Annotated in this window: 16 protein-coding genes and 2 pseudogenes; 6 read left to right on the top strand and 12 right to left on the bottom strand. The window is 53.8% G+C overall.

What is annotated here, in order from left to right; all coding sequences use genetic code 11:
* Nucleotides 1–52: 52 nt before the first annotated feature.
* The 4 genes from lldD to A6A26_RS09980 all read right to left on the bottom strand — a co-directional run bounded on the left by lldD (nucleotide 53) and on the right by A6A26_RS09980 (nucleotide 5,043).
* Nucleotides 53–1,225: an FMN-dependent L-lactate dehydrogenase LldD gene (gene lldD, locus A6A26_RS09995; protein WP_063878585.1), complete on the bottom strand. Its 1,173-nt coding sequence runs from the start codon at nucleotides 1,223–1,225 to the stop codon at nucleotides 53–55.
* Nucleotides 1,225–2,010, bottom strand: a complete 786-nt coding sequence (lldR, locus tag A6A26_RS09990; RefSeq protein WP_063878584.1) for a transcriptional regulator LldR — start codon at nucleotides 2,008–2,010, stop codon at nucleotides 1,225–1,227. The genes lldD and lldR overlap by 1 nt, the downstream gene beginning before the upstream one ends.
* Nucleotides 2,007–3,662, bottom strand: a complete 1,656-nt coding sequence (gene lldP / locus A6A26_RS09985) for an L-lactate permease (protein ID WP_063878583.1) — start codon at nucleotides 3,660–3,662, stop codon at nucleotides 2,007–2,009. The genes lldR and lldP overlap by 4 nt, the downstream gene beginning before the upstream one ends.
* Before the next feature lie 217 nt (nucleotides 3,663–3,879).
* Entirely contained in the window at nucleotides 3,880–5,043 is a 1,164-nt protein-coding gene (locus A6A26_RS09980) for a cyanate transporter (RefSeq protein WP_063878582.1), read from the bottom strand.
* Nucleotides 5,044–5,129: 86 nt separating this feature from the next.
* Here A6A26_RS09980 and A6A26_RS09975 point away from each other — a divergent pair, with 86 nt between their 5' ends.
* On the top strand, nucleotides 5,130–5,990 hold the full coding sequence (locus A6A26_RS09975) for a LysR family transcriptional regulator (RefSeq protein ID WP_063878581.1): 861 nt from the start codon (nucleotides 5,130–5,132) through the stop codon (nucleotides 5,988–5,990).
* 91 nt (nucleotides 5,991–6,081) lie between these two features.
* The gene (locus A6A26_RS09970) at nucleotides 6,082–7,470 is read left to right on the top strand and encodes an amidohydrolase (RefSeq protein WP_063878580.1); all 1,389 of its coding nucleotides are present in this window, start codon (nucleotides 6,082–6,084) and stop codon (nucleotides 7,468–7,470) included.
* A 66-nt stretch (nucleotides 7,471–7,536) separates the two neighbouring features.
* Here A6A26_RS09970 and A6A26_RS09965 read toward each other — a convergent pair whose 3' ends face one another.
* The gene (locus A6A26_RS09965) at nucleotides 7,537–7,755 is read right to left on the bottom strand and encodes a hypothetical protein (RefSeq protein WP_063878579.1); all 219 of its coding nucleotides are present in this window, start codon (nucleotides 7,753–7,755) and stop codon (nucleotides 7,537–7,539) included.
* A gap of 407 nt (nucleotides 7,756–8,162) precedes the next feature.
* Here A6A26_RS09965 and dbpA point away from each other — a divergent pair, with 407 nt between their 5' ends.
* Nucleotides 8,163–9,542 (top strand): ATP-dependent RNA helicase DbpA, encoded by a 1,380-nt coding sequence (gene dbpA, locus A6A26_RS09955; protein ID WP_063881115.1) that lies wholly within the window; start codon nucleotides 8,163–8,165, stop codon nucleotides 9,540–9,542.
* A 37-nt stretch (nucleotides 9,543–9,579) separates the two neighbouring features.
* Here dbpA and A6A26_RS09950 read toward each other — a convergent pair whose 3' ends face one another.
* Nucleotides 9,580–9,972, bottom strand: coding sequence for a YgiW/YdeI family stress tolerance OB fold protein (locus tag A6A26_RS09950; RefSeq protein ID WP_063878577.1), 393 nt, complete (start codon nucleotides 9,970–9,972; stop codon nucleotides 9,580–9,582).
* A gap of 165 nt (nucleotides 9,973–10,137) precedes the next feature.
* Here A6A26_RS09950 and A6A26_RS09945 point away from each other — a divergent pair, with 165 nt between their 5' ends.
* A complete protein-coding gene (locus tag A6A26_RS09945) occupies nucleotides 10,138–11,100 on the top strand; it encodes a chemotaxis protein (protein WP_013024807.1) in 963 nt (320 codons plus the stop codon).
* 295 nt (nucleotides 11,101–11,395) lie between these two features.
* Here the strand turns inward: A6A26_RS09945 and A6A26_RS25965 are convergent, their stop codons facing one another.
* The 3 genes from A6A26_RS25965 to A6A26_RS09935 all read right to left on the bottom strand — a co-directional run bounded on the left by A6A26_RS25965 (nucleotide 11,396) and on the right by A6A26_RS09935 (nucleotide 12,832).
* Nucleotides 11,396–11,569, bottom strand: a complete 174-nt coding sequence (locus tag A6A26_RS25965) for a cold shock small protein YmcF (protein ID WP_096012037.1) — start codon at nucleotides 11,567–11,569, stop codon at nucleotides 11,396–11,398.
* 3 nt (nucleotides 11,570–11,572) lie between these two features.
* Nucleotides 11,573–11,785 carry a transcription antiterminator/RNA stability regulator CspE gene (gene cspA, locus A6A26_RS09940; RefSeq protein WP_009091867.1) on the bottom strand — a complete coding sequence of 71 codons (213 nt, stop codon included), beginning with the start codon at nucleotides 11,783–11,785 and terminating at the stop codon, nucleotides 11,573–11,575.
* 264 nt (nucleotides 11,786–12,049) lie between these two features.
* Nucleotides 12,050–12,832 (bottom strand): NAD(P)H-dependent oxidoreductase, encoded by a 783-nt coding sequence (locus A6A26_RS09935; RefSeq protein ID WP_063878576.1) that lies wholly within the window; start codon nucleotides 12,830–12,832, stop codon nucleotides 12,050–12,052.
* Between the two features lie 102 nt (nucleotides 12,833–12,934).
* Between A6A26_RS09935 and A6A26_RS09930 the strand changes: the two genes are divergently transcribed.
* Complete coding sequence (locus A6A26_RS09930; RefSeq protein ID WP_063878575.1) at nucleotides 12,935–13,816, top strand: LysR family transcriptional regulator; 882 nt, start codon at nucleotides 12,935–12,937, stop codon at nucleotides 13,814–13,816.
* 248 nt (nucleotides 13,817–14,064) lie between these two features.
* Here the strand turns inward: A6A26_RS09930 and A6A26_RS09925 are convergent, their stop codons facing one another.
* Complete coding sequence (locus A6A26_RS09925; RefSeq protein WP_082875229.1) at nucleotides 14,065–14,616, bottom strand: SMI1/KNR4 family protein; 552 nt, start codon at nucleotides 14,614–14,616, stop codon at nucleotides 14,065–14,067.
* A gap of 70 nt (nucleotides 14,617–14,686) precedes the next feature.
* On the opposite strand from A6A26_RS09925, the pseudogene A6A26_RS25210 reads away from it, so the two are divergent.
* Nucleotides 14,687–15,799: pseudogene (locus A6A26_RS25210) on the top strand (IS3 family transposase).
* Between the two features lie 164 nt (nucleotides 15,800–15,963).
* Here the strand turns inward: A6A26_RS25210 and A6A26_RS24740 are convergent.
* Together A6A26_RS24740 and dhaM are read right to left on the bottom strand one after the other, a co-directional pair.
* Nucleotides 15,964–16,885: pseudogene (locus A6A26_RS24740) on the bottom strand (hypothetical protein); the annotation flags it as partial.
* A gap of 320 nt (nucleotides 16,886–17,205) precedes the next feature.
* On the bottom strand, nucleotides 17,206–18,630 hold the full coding sequence (gene dhaM, locus A6A26_RS09900) for a dihydroxyacetone kinase phosphoryl donor subunit DhaM (RefSeq protein WP_063878572.1): 1,425 nt from the start codon (nucleotides 18,628–18,630) through the stop codon (nucleotides 17,206–17,208).
* Nucleotides 18,631–18,632: the final 2 nt, after the last annotated feature.

Genomic DNA, 18,632 nt, shown 5'->3' with positions numbered 1-18,632 from the left:
TGTTGGTAAAGAAGGTAAGTATAGACAACACCTCTGATTTCGCCGCAGGCAACTATGCCGGGCGCAGGTTTGCTTCCTGCAAGAGGGCATTTGCCTGCACCAGCGAATCCTGTGTGATATCGGCAATGCGCTTCGCGCCGGTTAAGGTCATCGCGACTTTCATCTCCTTTTCAATCAGCGTCAGTAAATGCTCAACGCCGCGCTGTCCATGTGTTGCCAGCGCATAGATAAAGGCGCGCCCCAGCAGGACGCTGTCTGCGCCCAGCGCAATCATACGCACCACATCCAGTCCGTTACGAATGCCGCTATCAGCAAGGATCGTGATATCGCCTTTGACCGCATCCGCAATCGCAGGTAAGGCACGGGCCGAGGACAGGACACCGTCCAGCTGGCGACCGCCATGGTTAGAAACCACGATACCGTCAGCACCAAAGCGCACCGCGTCACGGGCATCCTCAGGGTCCAGAATGCCTTTGATCACCATCGGGCCATCCCAGAAATCGCGAATCCACTCCAGATCCTTCCAGGAAATGGAAGGATCAAAATTATTGGCCAGCCAGCCGATATAGTCTTCCAGCCCGGTAGGCTTGCCGAGATAGGTTGAGATATTCCCCAGATCGTGCGGCCTTCCCTGTAACCCCACATCCAGCGCCCATCTGGGATGCGTGATGGCCTGCCAGTAGCGCCGCAGCGCCGCATTTTCCCCGCTCATGCCTGAATGCGCATCGCGATAACGCGCGCCCGGCGTAGGCATATCCACAGTAAACACCAGCGTAGAGCAGCCCGCCGCTTTGGCGCGCTCCAGCGCATTACGCATAAAGCCACGATCGCGCAGAACATAGAGCTGGAACCACATGGGGCGGTTAATCTGCGGCGCAACTTCCTCAATGGGGCACACGGAGACGGTGGACAGCGTAAAGGGAATGCCTTTCCCTGCCGCCGCGCGGGCGGCCTGTACTTCGCCTCGTCGTGCATACATGCCACACAGCCCTACCGGTGCCAGCGCCACTGGCATCGACAGCGTTTCATTAAACAGGGTGGTTTCCAGACTGAGTTCAGACATATTACGTAAGATGCGCTGGCGCAGCGCCACGTCCGAGAGATCGGTCACGTTGCGGCGTAGCGTGTGCTCCGCATAAGCCCCGCCATCCAGATAGTGAAACAGGAAAGGCGGCAAAATGCGTTGCGCGGCGGCGCGGTAGTCACTGGCAGCAGAAATAATCATCAGCGTGTCTCCTTGTGATTGTGCAAGTCATGGCCAGGTAAACGTGTAATACGCGCCTGTCTGGCTTCGTCTTCATCTCGCGTTTTCATCGTGGTATGCACAAAACCAAGATGATCCATCGCCGCTAAGCGCGCGGCCTCGGCATCGCCGAGTAAAATGGCGTCAAGCATGGCACGGTGTTGATCTGTCAGCTGGTCAAAAATGATCGGGCTGGTGTACATCAGCCTGCGGCTGTGCAGCATCGACGACTGGAGCAAATCAAAAAAACCGCGCATGGTTTGTAACAGCACCACGTTATGTGAGGCTTCCGCGATAGCGAGGTGAAACCGCAGGTCGGCCTGACCGGCCAGATGGGGATCGTCGCTCTCTTTTAACGCCAGCGTGGCGTCAAACGCGTACCTTAGGCGTTCTTTATCGGACTCTGTCGCCCGCAGTGCGGCATGCCATGCGGTGCTGGCTTCAATGGCGTAACGCGCTTCCAGAATGTCGTAGCGGTAATCCGGATCGTTGGCCAGCAGCTGACGAATCGGTTCCACAATGCGCTGTTCAGACCAGGGTTCCTGAGGTTGACGCAGCCAGGTGCCGTCGCCGCGTCGGCTCGTCAATATCCCGCTGCTGATAAGCTGCTGAATGGCTTCGCGCAGCGATGAACGGGAGACGCCAAGCGCGGCGGCGAGCTGGCGCTCGGCAGGCAAACGCATGCCGGGTTCAATCTGATGCTCGCGAATATACTGTTCGAGCCGAACCCGCAGCGGATCGGCGTGCGGCGATAAACTGGTTTTCATGGGATCATCCAGGGGAAAACGTAAGCCTGAAGCGTGGTAATGATGCCCACCAGGCAGGTAAATATCAGGCTGTGCTTGACGGTAAAGCGGAACAGATCGGACTCTTTGCCCACCAGACCAACAGCGGCACAGGCAATGGCTATCGACTGCGGCGAGATCATCTTGCCGGTCACGCCACCGGTGGTATTTGCCGCCACCAGCAGAATATCGGAAACGCCAATCTGCTGCGCGGTCGCCGCCTGTAAGGCGGCAAACAGCGCATTGGATGACGTATCCGAGCCAGTCAGAAACACGCCAAGCCATCCCAGGAAAGGCGAGAAAAAGGTAAACGCATGACCGGTATGCGCCAATGCCAGCGCCAGGGTGGCAGACAGGCCGGAGTAGTTAGAGATAAAGGCAAACGCCAGCACCATCCCGATCGAGTAGATGGGAAGCATAAGTTCTTTCAGGGTTTCTGCAAAGGTCACTGCCGCAGCCTTAGGTTTCATCTTCAGAAAAACGATGGAGACGATGGCGGCGACCAGGATTGCCGTGCCGGTTGCCGACAGCAGGTCGAGTTTGAAAATGGCTGGCCAGTTGCTGGGTTGCGCGACCACCGGCGGCATCCGTGTTATCCCTCCGTCCAGCCCCGGCACGGGAAGGCTGAAAACCCAGTTTGCGAAGGCCCCGCCTTTTGCAAACAGCGCTTTAAAGGGTGGAATGCTCCATAACGTGACGGTCGCGGTCAAAAAGAGGAACGGCATCCAGGCACGCACCACCTGCCCGGTAGTGTATTTTTGTCGGGTCAGCGGCTGCTTTTCCTGCTGGCTTTCTGCTTCGCTGAAGCGAAAGATGCGGACCGGTTGCCAGACGCGTAAAAACAGCGTCAGCGACATTAAAGAGACCAGCGAGGAGATGATATCGGGCAGCTCTGGGCCAAGAAAATTCGAACTGAGGAACTGGGCAATCGCGAACGATCCCCCCGCCACCATCACGGCGGGCCAGGTCTCTTTCACGCCGCGCCAGCCATCCATGATCGCCATGATCCAGAACAGCACGATGATTGTCAGAAACGGAAGCTGTCGACCTGCCATCTGGCCAATAGCGAAGCTGTCCAGCCCGGTCACCTGCCCGGCCACAATAATCGGGATTCCCATCGCGCCAAACGCCACTGGCGCGGTATTCACGATCAGACACAAGCCCGCGGCATAGAGCGGATTAAAACCCAGCCCCACCAGTAGCGCGGCCGTGATCGCCACCGGCGCGCCGAACCCTGCCGCACCTTCTAAAAAGGCGCCAAAGGAGAAGCCTACAATCAGCATCTGTAAGCGCTGATCGGGCGTGATCGATAAAATTGAGGCGCGGATAATGTCGAACTGACCGGTCTTAACCGAGATCCTGTAGACAAAAACCGCCGCGACGATGATCCAGGCGATGGGCCACAGGCCGTACATAAAGCCGTAAACCGCTGATGCCAACGCTTGCTGTAGCGGCATTTTATACAGCAACAGCGCCACAAGCAGCGCAAGGATGACCGTGATGGTCGCGGCCTGATAGCCTTGCATCTTTAGCTTGATTAACGCAAAGAAGAAAAACAAAACAGGAAGCAATGCAATCAGGCTGGAGAGCCAGATGTTGTTGAGCGGATCGTAATGTTGTTGCCAGACCTGCATGCCATTATCTCCATGGGATGATGAAAGCGATGCGCGATCGGCAAAGGCGGGTGGCGCATCTGTCACCTCTGATGCACCAATTGGTCCTACCAATCAGGCGATCAGGGTTTGCTCGTTACAGATACTTAACCCACTGTTAACTCTAGGCAACAGTTGCGGCACTATTTTTAACGTTATGTGAGCCGCTGAAAACGTTTTGCCGGGTTGGTAGGACCAATTAGTGCTGCGGAAAGGCTTGTTGGTAGCTTCGGGGGTGAAAACGCAGATTCAGGCCAATCAGGATCACCGTTACGCTGCCCTGTAGCAGCCAGATGCTGGAAAAATGGCCTGTCAGGTTATGCAGTTGTCCGGCAAGAAAAGGCATACTGCCCGCGATGATAAACCCCGCACCCTGCATAAATGCCACCAGACGCGCACCGGCCTGCGGATGCGCCAGGTGATCCAGCGCCAGCACCATGGACAGAGGGAATGCGCCACCCAGGCCAATGCCCGCTATCCCTGCCCACAGCCAGGGATGGTAGAGCGGTGCCACCAGCAGACCGAGCATACCGCCAAGCTGTAATACCAGCGTCAGCAGGAGCAACGGTCGTCGATCCGCCCCCTTTACCAGCATGGGAAACACCAGGGCACCGGCAACCTGACAGGCAATCATCACGCCCAGCAGGCCGCCGCCCGCCTGGGCGCTCCAGCCCAGTTGATGATAAAAATCGGGCAACCAGGCGACACAAATAGCATAACCGCCGTTCACTAACCCAAAACTCAGCGCCAGCATCCATGCGCGCGTATTGCGCCAGACTGATGGCATGGCTGTCGATGTCTGCGGTGGCGGAGACGCCGCCGGAATCCACCACCAGAACATAACGGCCAGCAGCGCAGGCGCAGACCAGCTGCTGAGCGCGCCGTGCCAGCCCAGATGCAGGCTGATCCATGGCGTCAGCGCAGCGCCCAGTCCACCGCCACCCATTAATGCCGCCGCCCATAGCCCGGTGATCATGGCACTGCGCTGCGCAAAGCGCTGGCGAATCAAACCCGGCATGGCCATTTGTACAATGCCGATGCCGATACCACCGGGGACCGTGCTCCATACCAGCCACTGGCCTTGCGAGATAAAAAACCGGCTGGCCAGCGCCAGCGCCAGCAACGCCAGCCCGCCACAGAGCAGCCCACGCAGTCGGATACGTTGCAGGAGCGGCGCGCTCACTAACGCGATGGCGCCCATCATCATCATCGGAATAGCTGGCAGGAGTGAGGCGGCGAGCGATGATAATCCAATGTTTTCACGCAGCTCATCCAGCAGCGGACTGACGGAGGTCATCAGAGGACGCATGTTCAGTCCCGCCAGTATCAGGGCGGCAATAAGTAATAAGTGATCTTTTTTCATGGGCAATCCTGGAATTAAACATTGTCAGCCTGACAGCAGCCATTACTATTTGGAAATGAAATATCAGGATGACAGGCAGTGGAAAAATGAATCGCCAGCCCATGTTTACGCCTCAGCAATTGCTGAGCTTTGTCGCCGTATGCGAAACCGCCAGCTTTACGCGCGCCGCTGAACGGGTTCACCTGTCACAGTCGACCGTGAGCCAACAGGTACGGCGGCTGGAAGAGATGGTCGGCAAGCCTTTGCTGGCACGCTCGTCCCATCAGGTGCAGATCACTGAAGAAGGGGAAAAATTGCTGGGTTATGCTCGCCGGATTATTGCCCTGAACGGTGAAGCCCACGATGTGCTGAGCGATAAGTGGCGCGATGGCGTCCTGCGGCTGGGCGTACCGGAGGATTTCGCTGCACCCACCGCCGGGCTACTGGCGCTGTTCAGTCGCGAGCATCCCCACCTGCGGCTGGATGTGATGAGCGGGATGCAGGTAGAACTTCGTCGTGCCTGGCAACGGGAAGAGCTGGATATCATGCTGATCAAACAGCCCTACGGGGAACGCCCGCTGGCTTCCCGACCGGAGCCGTTACTGTGGCTGGACAGCGCTGCCCATCCCTGCTTCGAACAGTCCCCCATTCCCTTAGTGCTGTTTCCGCAACTGGGGCTGTATCGGGAGGAAATCTGCCAGACACTGGATTTACTTGGCCGCAGTTGGCGAATTGGTTACAGCAGCGCCAGCCTGGTGGCGCTGTCCGCCGCCAGCGCGCAGGGCTTAGGGATAACGCTGTTACCGGCCAGTTGTCGCTTACCTTCGCATCGGGTGCTCGGCAGCCAACAGGGCTTGCCGGTAATCGATACCTTTGAGCTGGCGCTGTTTTGCCGTCAGCCAGAAGATGGCCTTCAGCGCCAGCTGGCCAACGCTCTGGCCGATTTCGCCGGCCTGAGCTGGCAGTGAGTTTTTAAATAGCAGGCAGTGAAAAACTCCTCAGCAGAGAAAGCCGCGGTTTGTCAGATTAAGCCTTCACTTACTTTCGCAGGAATCGCTGATGCAGACCGCCTCTTCCACCAGCCGCCGCCGCTTTCTCCGTCAGGGGGTTCGCCTGACCGCCGCCAGCAGTATGAGTATGATCATCGCCGGGATCGCGGCTTCCGGTGTTGCCGCCAACGCTAACGCAACGCCCGTCCTCTCACCTGGCGCGTTGCCCCAGAGCAACCACTATGTTTTAGGCAATGTATTGCTCGAAGAGGGTTTCGCACGCGAAGGTAGCGAGATTGTTGCAACGAAAACAGCGCGCTACGACATCACCCTTCGCGATGGCCACTTTCACCAGTTCAGCCCGGCCGGGCAAGGTACGCGTTCATTGCCGTTCTGGGATGCGCAGGGTGCCCTGCTGCTGCCGTCCACGCAGGATATGCACATCCATCTCGACAAAACCTTTTATGGGGGCCCCTGGCAGGCACCTCGCCCGCGTAAAGGCAAAACGATTATGGACATGATTGCCCGTGAGCAGGTGCTGATTCCACAGTTGCTGCCCACTTCTCAGGCGCGGGCCGAAGGGCTTATTGCCCTGCTGAATTCCAGGGGCACCACCCGGGCGCGCAGCCACTGTAATATCGACCCGGTCAGTGGTCTCAAGAGCCTGGAACATTTACAGGCTGCGCTGGCACTGCATCCCGATTTCCCCTGTGAGATTGTCGCCTTCCCCCAGCATGGACTGCTGCATTCTCAGGTCGACGGGCTGATGCGTGAAGCCATGCAACGTGGCGTGCACTATGTCGGCGGTCTTGATCCCACGAATGTGGATGGTGCGATGGAGAAATCCCTGGATGCCCTGTTTCAGATTGCGCTCGACTACCAGCGTGGCGTCGATATTCACCTGCATGAAACCTCTGCCGCTGGCGTTCAGGCTATCCGTTACATGATTAAAACCGTGCGGGAGAATCCCGTCTTACGCGGTAAAGTCACCCTCAGTCATGGTTTTGCACTGGCAACCTTACAGGGCGCTGAACGGGATAACCTGATTGCCGACCTGGCGGAGCAGCAGTTCAGCATTGCCTCCACGCTGCCCATCGGCAAGCTGACCATGCCCGTGCCGCAGTTACAGGCGGCAGGGATAAAAGTCATGACCGGCACCGACAGCGTGATCGATCACTGGTCGCCGTTTGGCACAGGCAGCATGCTGGAAAAGGCCAATCTCTATGCCCAGTTGTACGGCGGTTCTGATGAGTTCTCATTGAGTCGCGCCCTGGCGATTGCCACCAATGACGTGCTTCCTCTCTCTGCCAGTGGCGAACGTCAATGGCCCCGCATCGGAGACAGTGCCGATATGATGCTGGTTCAGGCCAGTTGTTCAGCGGAGGCGGTAGCGCGGATTTCGCCCGTTACGGCGACCTTCTCGCGGGGAAAACCCCTGTTTATGCAACAGCAGGTGTAACGCAGATGCGCCTCACTTTAACGCTATTGCTTAAAGTGAGGCGCAGACATCTGAGGCACAGCGATGTTAAACCCGGCTTGCCTCACTTTTCTTTGACATCAACTCCATGGCCAGCGCATACAGATGCGCGCCGTCAGGGGCAACGGGATCGTCTTCGGCATAACATTCGATCATGGAGGCAACCTTATCAGCCGATAAGCTTTCGCCATAAAGATGCAATGTCAGGACAGCACGACCAACGATTTTAAGTATGTCTTCATGCAATATCTTCGGGATATTATTCAATGAAAAACCCTCTGCCAGTGGTTATATCGATCTATGTTGCTCAATATAAAGGAGTTAATGAATGATTTTTACAGGGGTTTAAGCCCATACTGTTACATTATTAATGCTATTTTCAATGCGAAAAAAACGGGCTTCTCCGATAACCTCAATATTCGCTCTTATAAACAAAAGATTATGAATTTATTAACGTTCTCAGACGTTTATCAGGCTTCCCTTTTGGCTTTTTTTTCCGCAGCCATTCATTAAAATAATCCACCTAACGCACGTAATCTTCAGTTTATTCCTAAAAAAAAGCGGGGTGAAATGGATATTATTTATTCAGGCAGTTAACGTTGCCGTTGTGCTCGCTTTCTGACAGACTTGCACACGCAATGATGCCCCCACTTTTAGCCGCAGAGGCCGCACCCGTGACCGCTTTTTCCTCGCTTAATTCTCTTCCCGATAGCCAGCTCGATAACCTGCGCGAGATGGGCTATACCAGCATGACACCGGTTCAGGCCGAAACGCTGCCCGCTATTTTAGCCGGACGCGACGTGCGCGCTCAGGCAAAAACCGGCAGCGGTAAAACGGCCGCCTTTGGCATTGGCTTGCTGCAACATATCGACAGCGCTCTTTTTCAGACGCAGGCGTTAATTTTGTGCCCCACCCGGGAGCTGGCCGATCAGGTCAGTAACGTCCTGAGGCAGTTAGCCCGCTTTACACGCAACATTAAAATTTTAACCTTATGTGGCGGCCAGCCAATGAGCGCCCAGCGCGATTCGCTGGTGCATGCGCCTCATATCGTCGTCGGAACGCCAGGCCGTATTCTGGACCACATTAAGCGTGAGACGCTGAAGCTGTACAGCCTGCGTACGCTTGTACTGGACGAAGCCGATCGTATGCTGGAAATGGGCTTCCGCGACGATATGGAAACCATCATCGCTGCCACGCCCGCTTCGCGTCAGACGTTGCTGTTTTCGGCAACCTGGCCGGAAGGGATTGCCGCCCTGAGCCAGCGCTTTCAGCGTGAAGCGCTGAGCGTGGTCACAGAAGAAGTGAGTGAACTCCCGGCTATCGAACAACAGTTTATTGAGGCCAGCCACGATGAAAAACTCTCGCTGCTGATCAGTCTGCTGAGCGAACGCCAGCCCTCTTCCTGCGTCGTGTTCTGCAACACAAAACGTGAATGCGACGATATTGCCGCTGCGCTGAATGCGCGCGATATCAGCGCCCTGCCCCTGCATGGCGATCTGGAGCAACGCGATCGCGAACGGGTGCTGATTCGTTTTGCTAACGGTAGTGGTCGCGTACTGGTGGCCACCGATGTTGCAGCCCGTGGGCTGGACATTAAGTCACTGTCGCTAGTGGTAAACTATCAACTGGCATGGGACCCGGAAGTGCACTTGCATCGTATCGGCCGCACCGCACGCGCTGGCGAAAAAGGCGCTGCCGTGAGTTTTGTTGCCGCAGATGAAATGGCGCGCGCGCACGCACTTGAAGACTTCCTGCAACAGAAACTGCCCTGGATTGCCGCCAGTTCGCTGAAGAAAAGCAGTCAGCCATTACCCGCCGCAATGATGACGTTGTGCATTGATGGTGGGCGTAAAGCGAAAATTCGTCCCGGCGATATTCTCGGCGCGCTGACGGGGGAAGCCGGTTATCGTGCCGATCAAATCGGTAAAATCGATCTCACGCCTACCCACGCTTACGTCGCGATAGAAGCGGCTCAGGCTAAAAACGCGCTGGTGAAGCTTAAGCAGGGTAAAATTAAAGGTAAAACCTGTCGGGCTGTGCTGTTAAAAGACTAAAAAAATGGGCGAGAGTCACTCTCGCCCTTACTCTGACTTATGGCTCATCAATCCGCGTTACGTGCAGCGTCGTTTTATCGCCTTTCCCATGAACCTTGCCGCTCACCCGAACCTTGTCGTCAGCGGTATAGGTTTTACCATCGAACGTTTTCTTCGGCGCAATAATGGTCAAATGGCCGGTTTCGTCACGAAACTGATAATTATCGCCCTTTAATTTTTTAACGATATAGCCTTCCAGCGTCACATAACCGCCCTGACGGAAGTCACGGATCTGATCGATGTGGGTTTGCCCTGTATCTTCCGAACCTTTATAACCCGCATCCTGCTTGTTCTGTGGCGGCGGCGTATCGCCTGCTTTGAAGCCGCCTTGTTCTGCATATGCGCCGGAAGTGGCCATCACCAACAGCGTTGCCAGTAACACTTTCTTCATCTCGTACTCCTTTAAGGGGAAAGGTGTCCATGTTTAGTTATCACTGTTAAGCCTGGCACAAGAATAATATGCTGCTGTTGGATTTTCCCCTCTCACCTTTTTTCACTTGCTGCCGATAACTTCATCACACCCCTTTTCACCTGCTGCGCTGATGCTGAGGCAACAATGGATAATTTTCAGAAAGAGATCGACGAGAGAGCGAATCTCGCGCTATCGAACAAATTTGAGCTGCTGCTGTTTCGCCTGGGCTCTGACCAGTTAAAAGGTAAATCAGAGCTGTTTGGTATCAACGTATTTAAATTGCGTGAAATTGTACCGATGCCGCCGATTACCAAAGCAGCAGGCATGCGTTCACCGTTGCTCGGCATGGCCAGCATTCGTGGGCAATTTATTCCGGTGATTGATTTACCTGCCGTAGCAGGCTGTGTTCCAGAAACGGGGCTGAACCTGCTGCTGGTGACTGAGTACGCGCGTAACACCCAGGCGTTTGCCGTTGAGTCAGTAGAAAACATCGTGCGCCTTAACTGGAGCCAGGTGCATACGGCGGAAGCCGGGATCGGTGGTCGTAATATCACCAGTATCGCCTGCCTTGATGACGATGAACAAAAAAGCAATCTGGCTATGGTGCTGGATGTTGAGCAAATTCTGTATGACATCATCCCCTCGGTGCGCGGCGTTGAGCCTGAAGCGCCTAAAGAGCGTCAGTTCAAAATGAAGCCGGGTTCAGTGGCGATTGTGGCAGAAGATTCTAAAGTTGCCCGTCAGTTGCTGGAGCAGGGCCTGAAGAGCATGGGCATTCCTGCCATCATGTGTAATACCGGCCTTGAAGCATGGGAAAAAATTAAAGAGATGCACCAGCAGGCTCAGGCGCAGGGCGAATCCATCCATGACAAGATTGCGTTGGTGTTAACCGATCTGGAAATGCCGGAGATGGACGGCTTTACGCTGACACGTAACATCAAGCGCGATACGACACTGCGCCATATTCCGGTGGTGATCCACTCATCACTTTCTGGCAGCGCGAACGAAGATCACGTGCGCAAAGTGGGTGCCGATGGCTATGTCGCTAAGTTTGAACTGAATGAGCTGTCTGACGTGATTTTTAAAGCAATGGAAGCCGCGAGCTAAGACGTAACGGGCAGCTTACCCCTGCCCAGTGAGGCTTGATATCCACCACTTGAGAATATAAATATGCATAGTGAAGCGCTACCCGTTGCTCGTAAGCCCTTGTTTCGCGGGCGTGCACGTCAGTTGAGTTGGATTGCGGCTGTTGTTTTTTGTCTGCTGTTTTGGGGCGGCGTTCTTGCCCTGATGGTTTAGTAAATAGCAGCGGGAAAGGGGTCAGAAGGGAAATAAAAAAGGCTGCCAATGGCAGCCTCTTATTACGGTAAATGCAACAACGCTATAGAGCTCTTTAGCCTTTTCAGAGTGCCTGTGGCTGACTCTGAGCTGCAATCCTGGTCGTGTTGATTTGAACAACGATCGTTTTGCAAAAAATGCATTTCGCTCCATGCGGGTTGGCTCTTGTCACATCGAAATGTGATTTTCTGTACTGCGAGCCACTACAGTGAGGACATTTAAAACTCGTAATTTTCAGTCCTTAGAGACCAACAACGTTCGCAGCAGCTGGGCCTTTGGCACCATTTTCTACTGTAAACTCAACTTGTTGACCTTCATCTAATGAACGGAAATCTGTGCCCTGGATTGCAGAGAAATGTACGAATACATCTTTGCTGCCGTCCTGAGGAGAGATGAAACCGAAGCCTTTCTCTGCGTTGAACCATTTAACGGTACCGCGGATTTTGTTAGACATGTTTAATTCCTTAATAATAGAGCCTTCCGGCGTAATGGCCTGAGAACAGATTTTAATCAGAACGTAAGAGAAGACTCAAAAAGAAGGAATGTCTCGCGACAGGCTTAGAGATGAGAACTGCTTTGGTTACTTACTTTGATAGTGTCTGTTAATCAAACCGACGATTCATTAGGTCATATCCTGCTGATGCATGCAAGGCTTATTTTGAAAAAAATGAAGGTGGGCCAGACGAGCCCGCGAGCGGCAATCTGACCCAATCGTCTATTACTGTTTGCGGAGATGAACCTGGTGCCCCTGTTCACCGGCGGCGAGATCGTCACGCAAAGTCAGAGACGGTATCGTGTAATCGCCGTCGTTTTGCCGATAATAGGCAACAGGTTCGGTCACAAACAGATTATCCAGCCGCTCGCCCAGTTCTGCACACGCTGCTGCAAAGCGCGCGCTGTCGGTGCGGCCGGTGCGATAAAGCGTAAAAGGCGGCAGGACGTCAAAACCGGGATAAAACAAGATGCCGTGCTGAATAGGGAACAGGATGTCATCAATATGGCCGTTGATGCCGCGTGGGCTGTAGTGGGACTCCCATCCGCCCATCGTGACAACCAGCATCGCACGCTTCCCTGCCAGCGTACCTTCGCCATAGCGGTCGCCCCAGTGCGTATCTGAGTGCTCCCCCACACCATAGGCAAAGCCGCAGGCGTAAACACGATCGATCCAGCCTTTCATGATTGCCGGCATGGAAAACCACCAGAGCGGAAACTGTAAAATTACCGCATCGGCCCACAACAGTTTTTCCTGTTCCTGCACAATATCTTCACTCTGGAAGCCGCCTTCAAAAGCCTGGGTGGATTCAAAAGAGGGATCAAACCGTTCGGCATTCTGGCGATGCTGCGTATCAGCGGGCGATACGCGCGCCTCCCAGTTTATGGCATAGAGATCGGAAACGCGCACCTGATGACCCAACTGCTCCAGGTGGCTGACGGAGAAACGCGCCAGCGCGCCGTTAAGGGAATTGGGTTCGGGATGGGCAACAACGATTAACACATTCATAAAATCACCTGCTTTGATGGGAATCTGAGATGTAGCCTGCATCCGAATGTGCTATCAGTAAAAGTAAATGAATGGATATTCACTATAGGCAAGACTGATACCATGAAACCCGATCTCAACCTGTTAATGACCCTGAATGTGCTGTTACAGGAAAACAGCGTGAGCCGGACCGCGCAGCGGCTTAATCTTTCTCAGCCTTCTGTCAGTGCCCGGCTTGAGCGCCTGCGTGAGTGGTTTAACGATCCCCTGCTGATTCCGGTATCTCACGGCATGCGCCCCACCGCGCGCGCCGAGGCGTTACGCCTTTCGCTGGCGCAACTGAGCGGCATGATCGATGAGGTGATTGCTGCGCCAGGCCCGTTTATCCCTGCCGACGCCGTTCAGGAGTGGCGCGTAGCGGCCACGGATTACGGTGCCCAAACTGCACTGGTTCCCCTGATGGCTGCATTACGTCAGGACGCACCTGGCACCCGGCTTGCCATTCTGGATATGAAACCCGCGTTGATCGCCCAGCAGTTGGAAAAAGGCACGGTCGATCTGGTGCTTCATTTGCGTGACGGCGTGCCAGACGGGCTGCATATCCGCCCGCTGTTTCAGGAACGCTATGTTGTAGCAGGACGTCAGGGTCATCCCGCCCTGCACTCTGATATCACCGCCGAAGCGCTCTGCGCGCTGGAGCATGTAGTGGTATCGTCCGACGGCGGCGGCTTTCGCGGGGTGACGGATAGCGTGCTGGAAGCCAGAGGGTTGAGCCGGAAAGTGGTGCTGTCTGTGCCCCACTTTTTGCTGATGGGCAGCGTGCTAAGCACCAGCGATTTGGTGGCGTTGATGCCAGAGAGAGTGGCGGCGATGATGCCGGGATTGATGACCGTGCTACCGCCGATGGCGATTCCGGGCTTTGAGCTGGTGATGCTGTGGCATGAGCGATCGCACCGGGATTTGGGGCATAGGTGGTTGAGGGAGCGGGTGGTGGGGAGGTTTTAAAATGGGTGTTGGGATGGTGGGGTTTTGTGTTGGTGCTGAGTCTACGTAGTGCTGAACTTTTAACAACGATGCTGCTTTGCCATTCTTTCGCAAAGTCATATATAAGAGATGTTACGGCTCGCTCGGTTCGGGGTTTGAGATAAAAACCTTTTGGTTTTTAGCCAATTTTTGACATATTTTTCTGCACATTAACGATAATGTCGTGCACGCAAAAATTTATTATTTGAAAAATTTAAATTAATACAAAATCAAATCCCTTTTAGCTCAATGGATTCACCATCTTTTAAATTCATTAGCTGTAAAGCTATGTTTGCTCTCATTCTCATAGCATAATCTGACTTTTCCATATATAGATTATTTATATCAAACTCCCCACCTAATACAAACGGGATTTTTGGAATTAGTCTATGACCCGGTAAAAGCCTTCCGTTTTTCTGTTGCCATGCATGTGAAAGTGTATAACCTGTCATGAAATCATAATCCCTGATAATCGCATCGCACCATCCCTCTAGGTCATCGGATATTTTCTCACTTAATGCTGTTTCTGGATCAAAGGAGTAAACACCATCCTTTTTTAAACAAAACTGTCCACCAAACAAATCCTCTGCAAAAAAAATACTATCCGAAGCAAGGTTCTCATATGCATCAATCCAAAGATATTTTTTATTCCACTCAATCAAACCAATTTCTGAACCTATTGATTGTGAGGGATAAACATGTAACGCAGACTCAAAGCCATAAAATCCATTTTTGATGTTTAGTAACTCATGTAACTCATTGACAACTGGTACTGTAAGCATCCCGGTAAACCGAACCATTCGCTTTTAGAGATCTTCCGACATACTGATTATGTCCTGTGAGGAGATCACCATGCGTAAAGCCCGATTCACCGAACACCAGATCATTGCCGTTCTGAAGTCCGTCGAAGCCGGACGTACCGTTAAGGATGTCTGCCGTGAAGCCGGTATCTCTGAAGCCAGCTATTACAACTGGAAAGCGAAGTTTGGCGGTATGGAAGCCTCTGATATAAAAAAGATGAAAGACCTGGAGGATGAAAACCGTCGCCTCAAACAGATGTTTGCTGATCTCAGCCTTGAATGCCGGGCACTTAAAGAAGTCATCGAAAAAAAGCTTTAAAACCAGCGATAAAGCGTGAGCTCGTCGGTTACCTGACTGCGCAATTTACCATGAGCATTCGCCAGGCCTGCAGGACGTTATCGCTGAGCAGGACGGTCTATTTTTACCAGCCCGATACCCGGCGTGATGAACCGGTGATCCAGGTGCTGACTGAGCTGGCAGAGCGCTACCCGCGATACGGCTTCAAAAAACTGTTCCAGCTGCTGCGCAGGCAGGGTAACACCTGGAACCATAAACGCGTTCACCGGATTTACTGCCTGCTGAAACTGAATTTTCGTCGCAAGGGAAAACAGCGTTTACCCGCGCGTAACCCGGCGCCACTGGCTACGCCGGAAGCGCTTAACCAGAGCTGGTCCATCGATTTTATGCATGATGCGCTGGTCTGCGGCAGACGCTTCCGGACCTTTAATGTGGTTGATGACTTTAACCGCGAGGCCCTCGCCATAGAAATCGATCTGAATATCCCGGCACAGCGGGTGGTCAGGGTGCTGGACAGAATCGTGGCAAACCGGGGTTATCCACTGAAACTGCGGATGGACAACGGACCAGAACTGGTCTCACTGACGCTGGCACAGTGGGCTGAAGAGCATAGAGTGATGCTGGAATTTATCAAGCCGGGAAAACCAACGCAAGAACGCCTTTATCGAACGGTTTAACCGGACGTACCGAACAGAAATCCTGGATTTTTACCTGTTCAGAACGCTGAATGAAGCTCGGGAAATCACAAGTCGCTGGCTGATGGAATACAACAGCGAGCGGCCTCATGAATCCCTGAATAACCTGACACCGGAGGAGTACCGGCTGATGGCCGTAAAACCGGAAACCTCAAAAAGTGCGTGGAACTAAAACGGGTGTGCTTACAGTACTACATCAGAAATTGATAAATTTATATCTGCATATGAATCAGAAATCTGCCCGCTACATATTGATAATAAATTTTCAGTTGCATGTTTCATTTCTGGTCCTTTGTGCTGTTAGATTTAATTATTACAGTAGTGCCATCAGGCAATCCTCTGCATTTCATTCAAATCCGTCCGCGCGATACCCGGATACATCTCCTGAGCGATAAATTCGCCCAGCGCTGCGCCACTTGCACCGGACAGCGCGCTATTGTCTTGAGCCTGTGCAATGACGGCGCCCACAACCGCATGAGCCATCTGATTTACTGCGGTATTCACCACTTGCTTGCCATCCGGGCCTGTGATTGTGGTCATTTTAGGAATCATTTCAGCAAGGTAGGGTGCTGATGCGCCTGCTAATGCTGCTTTAAAATCTCCGCTTACAAGTCCCTGCACTGCTGCGATGGCCGCCAGAATCCCCTGCTGTAATGAACTTCCGGTGCCGGAGTCAGCGATTGCTTTTTTGTACTCAGGTGTCGCTTTAAGGCTCTTAATATAAGCTTTCCGCTCTTTCTCAGACGCGTGCGGGGCCTTTTACCGTCTGGGCTTTCTTCAGCGCACCAATCTCGCCCTGTGTACGAGCAATATCCGCCACCTGGCTGCCAATCTCGCCAATCATCTGCGCGGTTTGCAGTCGTTGCTGTTCTTTCTCTTTGTTAAAGATCGGGCTGATGCTGTCGTTGGCATGTGCCGTGTCACGACTCAGCGTGGCGGTATCCTGCTTCTGGTCAGCCTGATCGTGCACCACTATCGTACCGTTAGCCACAGCTGACTGGGTAGTCCCTTCAGCATGGCCTTTATCGCCTGCACCTGCCAGCATAGTGTTTGCCATATTACCGGCAAACTGACCGCCCAAGCTGGCACCTGAACTCATGCCTATGCCCTGGTGTTCGGTTTCGTAGTCGGCCTCGTTATGCAGATCGGTAAAGCCCAGTGTACCCGTATCCAGACGGTTTTTATCCGCATCGGCCTGACTGGCGATGACCGCACCGTTAAGCTGTGTATGGTTGCCCACCGTGACACCAATGCCGCCTCCACTGCTGCTGTTTTTACCTGTGGTTTGCTGGGTGTTTGCCGCACCGGTTAACTAAAATGCAGCCCTCCCTGGTATTCCCCAATAAAAATAAACATGAAATTTACAGGCAACCGCTGCCTGAGATGCATTGATGAAAATACATTTATTTATGTTTTCTGCTTGAAATATCGAGTGATTACTGGCTAAAAATGCGTCAGAACGTAAAGGGATGCGTTGAATTTAAAAGGACGGGAGAGAGAAATCTGACTAAAAATTTGAGTGACAGCCAAATAAAATAAAGCCCCTGAGGCACGCATCAGAGGCAAATAAAAACCGAGCTATAAGCTGCTCACGCGCGGTCCATCGGCATCAATCATTAGCCTGTCCCCTGGCTGAATAATATCCAGTACCGCGCCCTGCTGGCAGATAAAAGCGATCCCGGCCTGCTGAGCAATAATCGCAGCATGAGAAAGCGCACTGCCTTCCCGCAAACAAATGCCTTTTACCTGTCGCGCATCCAGACTGACGACCGCAGAAGGAAAGATGTTGTCGGCAACAATAATTGCCGGGACGTCCGGGGTCGGCAGCCTGATGTCACTGCCTTTCAGATGGCAAAGGCTACGATACAGGATGTCTTCGATATCAATAAAACGCGCTTGCAGGTAGGCATCGTCCAGTTGCTGGTATTGCTCGCTCAGTTCCATAAGCACCTGATACCACGCAGATTCCGCGCAGCACTGGTCGTTGCGAATGACCTCACAGGCAGCGTCAAACAGGTCGTCATCGTCCAGCAACGTATGGTGGCCTGAGAAAATAGCGGCCACCGACGAACCATATTTTTTCTCTGCCAGTGTAGCCAGCGCATTCAGGTCGCTGAGCGTAGCCGCGATTGCCTGTTGCAGCCGCCGATGCTCATCCCCGACATCGCTGCCGTGATACCTGGCAGGCTGCGCCAGCGGCAAGGGATAAAACACCGCCTTACCCTCGACCTTTTCGATGGCGGAGGCCGATGTTTTTAGTAACATCGACTCGGGATGTTCGCCAAAGTTTTCCGCCGCAAGGGATGCAAACGCCGCCAGGGCGCGTTCGGCATCGGGCCCACTCGCCGACAAGGTGACGGCATCATTACAGCGCACCTGCAGCAAGGCGATTTGATTGATACTGTCTGGTTTAACGCACTGGCCCTGCTTCTCTAATACGAGTTCCGCGTTGAGTCCTGCCAGGGCAGCAACCAGCCGTGAGGCAGGACGAACGTGCAGGCCATGATGATTCTTGATGATGACCGTGACCGAACGGGCATCCGGATCGCGAGCCGTTGTGGTCAGTGTGGCGGTGTGCACGGCGGGGATTATGCCCAACTGGGCCTGCTTAGCCTCCAGCGCATGCATGGCAACCTCAATAACCTTATCGATGTCGGCACCTGCGGCAGCACTGACGGTCGCCGCCAGTGTGCCCTCCACCAGCGGTGCCGCACACAGGCGCACTTTGGCAGCGATGGCAGGATCGAGCAGATCAAGTGCCGTTTCAGCACTTAACAGAGCACTTCCCATATCCATCATCACCAGAACATGATCGGTATCCGCCGCAACAGATTCGATGGCCGCCATGACTTTCAGCGGATCCGTGCCGATGGGATGATCAGGATCGTCAATGCCGGCGGCGACGGCCAGCTTGCACTTATCGCCGGTTAACATTTGCCGGGCCAGCATTTCTACGCCTTCCCCCAACATCGCACTGTGGGACACGATCACCAGGTTTACCATTC

Origin of the sequence: Pantoea sp. OXWO6B1 (assembly GCF_001641135.1) — a bacterium.
GTDB lineage: Bacteria > Pseudomonadota > Gammaproteobacteria > Enterobacterales > Enterobacteriaceae > Pantoea > Pantoea allii.
Note: the sequence above shows the minus strand (reverse complement) of the source record. Positions and strands in the feature narration are given on the sequence as shown.

Bases quoted from the DNA above. Each gene is read 5' to 3' on its own strand.
- lldD (WP_063878585.1), bottom strand. From the start codon at position 1,225: ATGATTATTTCTGCTGCCAGTGACTACCGCGCCGCCGCGCAACGCATT.
- lldR (WP_063878584.1), bottom strand. From the start codon at position 2,010: ATGAAAACCAGTTTATCGCCGCACGCCGATCCGCTGCGGGTTCGGCTC.
- lldP (WP_063878583.1), bottom strand. From the start codon at position 3,662: ATGCAGGTCTGGCAACAACATTACGATCCGCTCAACAACATCTGGCTC.
- A6A26_RS09980 (WP_063878582.1), bottom strand. From the start codon at position 5,043: ATGAAAAAAGATCACTTATTACTTATTGCCGCCCTGATACTGGCGGGA.
- A6A26_RS09975 (WP_063878581.1), top strand. From the start codon at position 5,130: ATGAATCGCCAGCCCATGTTTACGCCTCAGCAATTGCTGAGCTTTGTC.
- A6A26_RS09970 (WP_063878580.1), top strand. From the start codon at position 6,082: ATGCAGACCGCCTCTTCCACCAGCCGCCGCCGCTTTCTCCGTCAGGGG.
- A6A26_RS09950 (WP_063878577.1), bottom strand. From the start codon at position 9,972: ATGAAGAAAGTGTTACTGGCAACGCTGTTGGTGATGGCCACTTCCGGC.
- A6A26_RS09945 (WP_013024807.1), top strand. From the start codon at position 10,138: ATGGATAATTTTCAGAAAGAGATCGACGAGAGAGCGAATCTCGCGCTA.
- cspA (WP_009091867.1), bottom strand. From the start codon at position 11,785: ATGTCTAACAAAATCCGCGGTACCGTTAAATGGTTCAACGCAGAGAAA.
- A6A26_RS09935 (WP_063878576.1), bottom strand. From the start codon at position 12,832: ATGAATGTGTTAATCGTTGTTGCCCATCCCGAACCCAATTCCCTTAAC.
- A6A26_RS09930 (WP_063878575.1), top strand. From the start codon at position 12,935: ATGAAACCCGATCTCAACCTGTTAATGACCCTGAATGTGCTGTTACAG.
- A6A26_RS09925 (WP_082875229.1), bottom strand. From the start codon at position 14,616: ATGCTTACAGTACCAGTTGTCAATGAGTTACATGAGTTACTAAACATC.
- dhaM (WP_063878572.1), bottom strand. From the start codon at position 18,630: ATGGTAAACCTGGTGATCGTGTCCCACAGTGCGATGTTGGGGGAAGGC.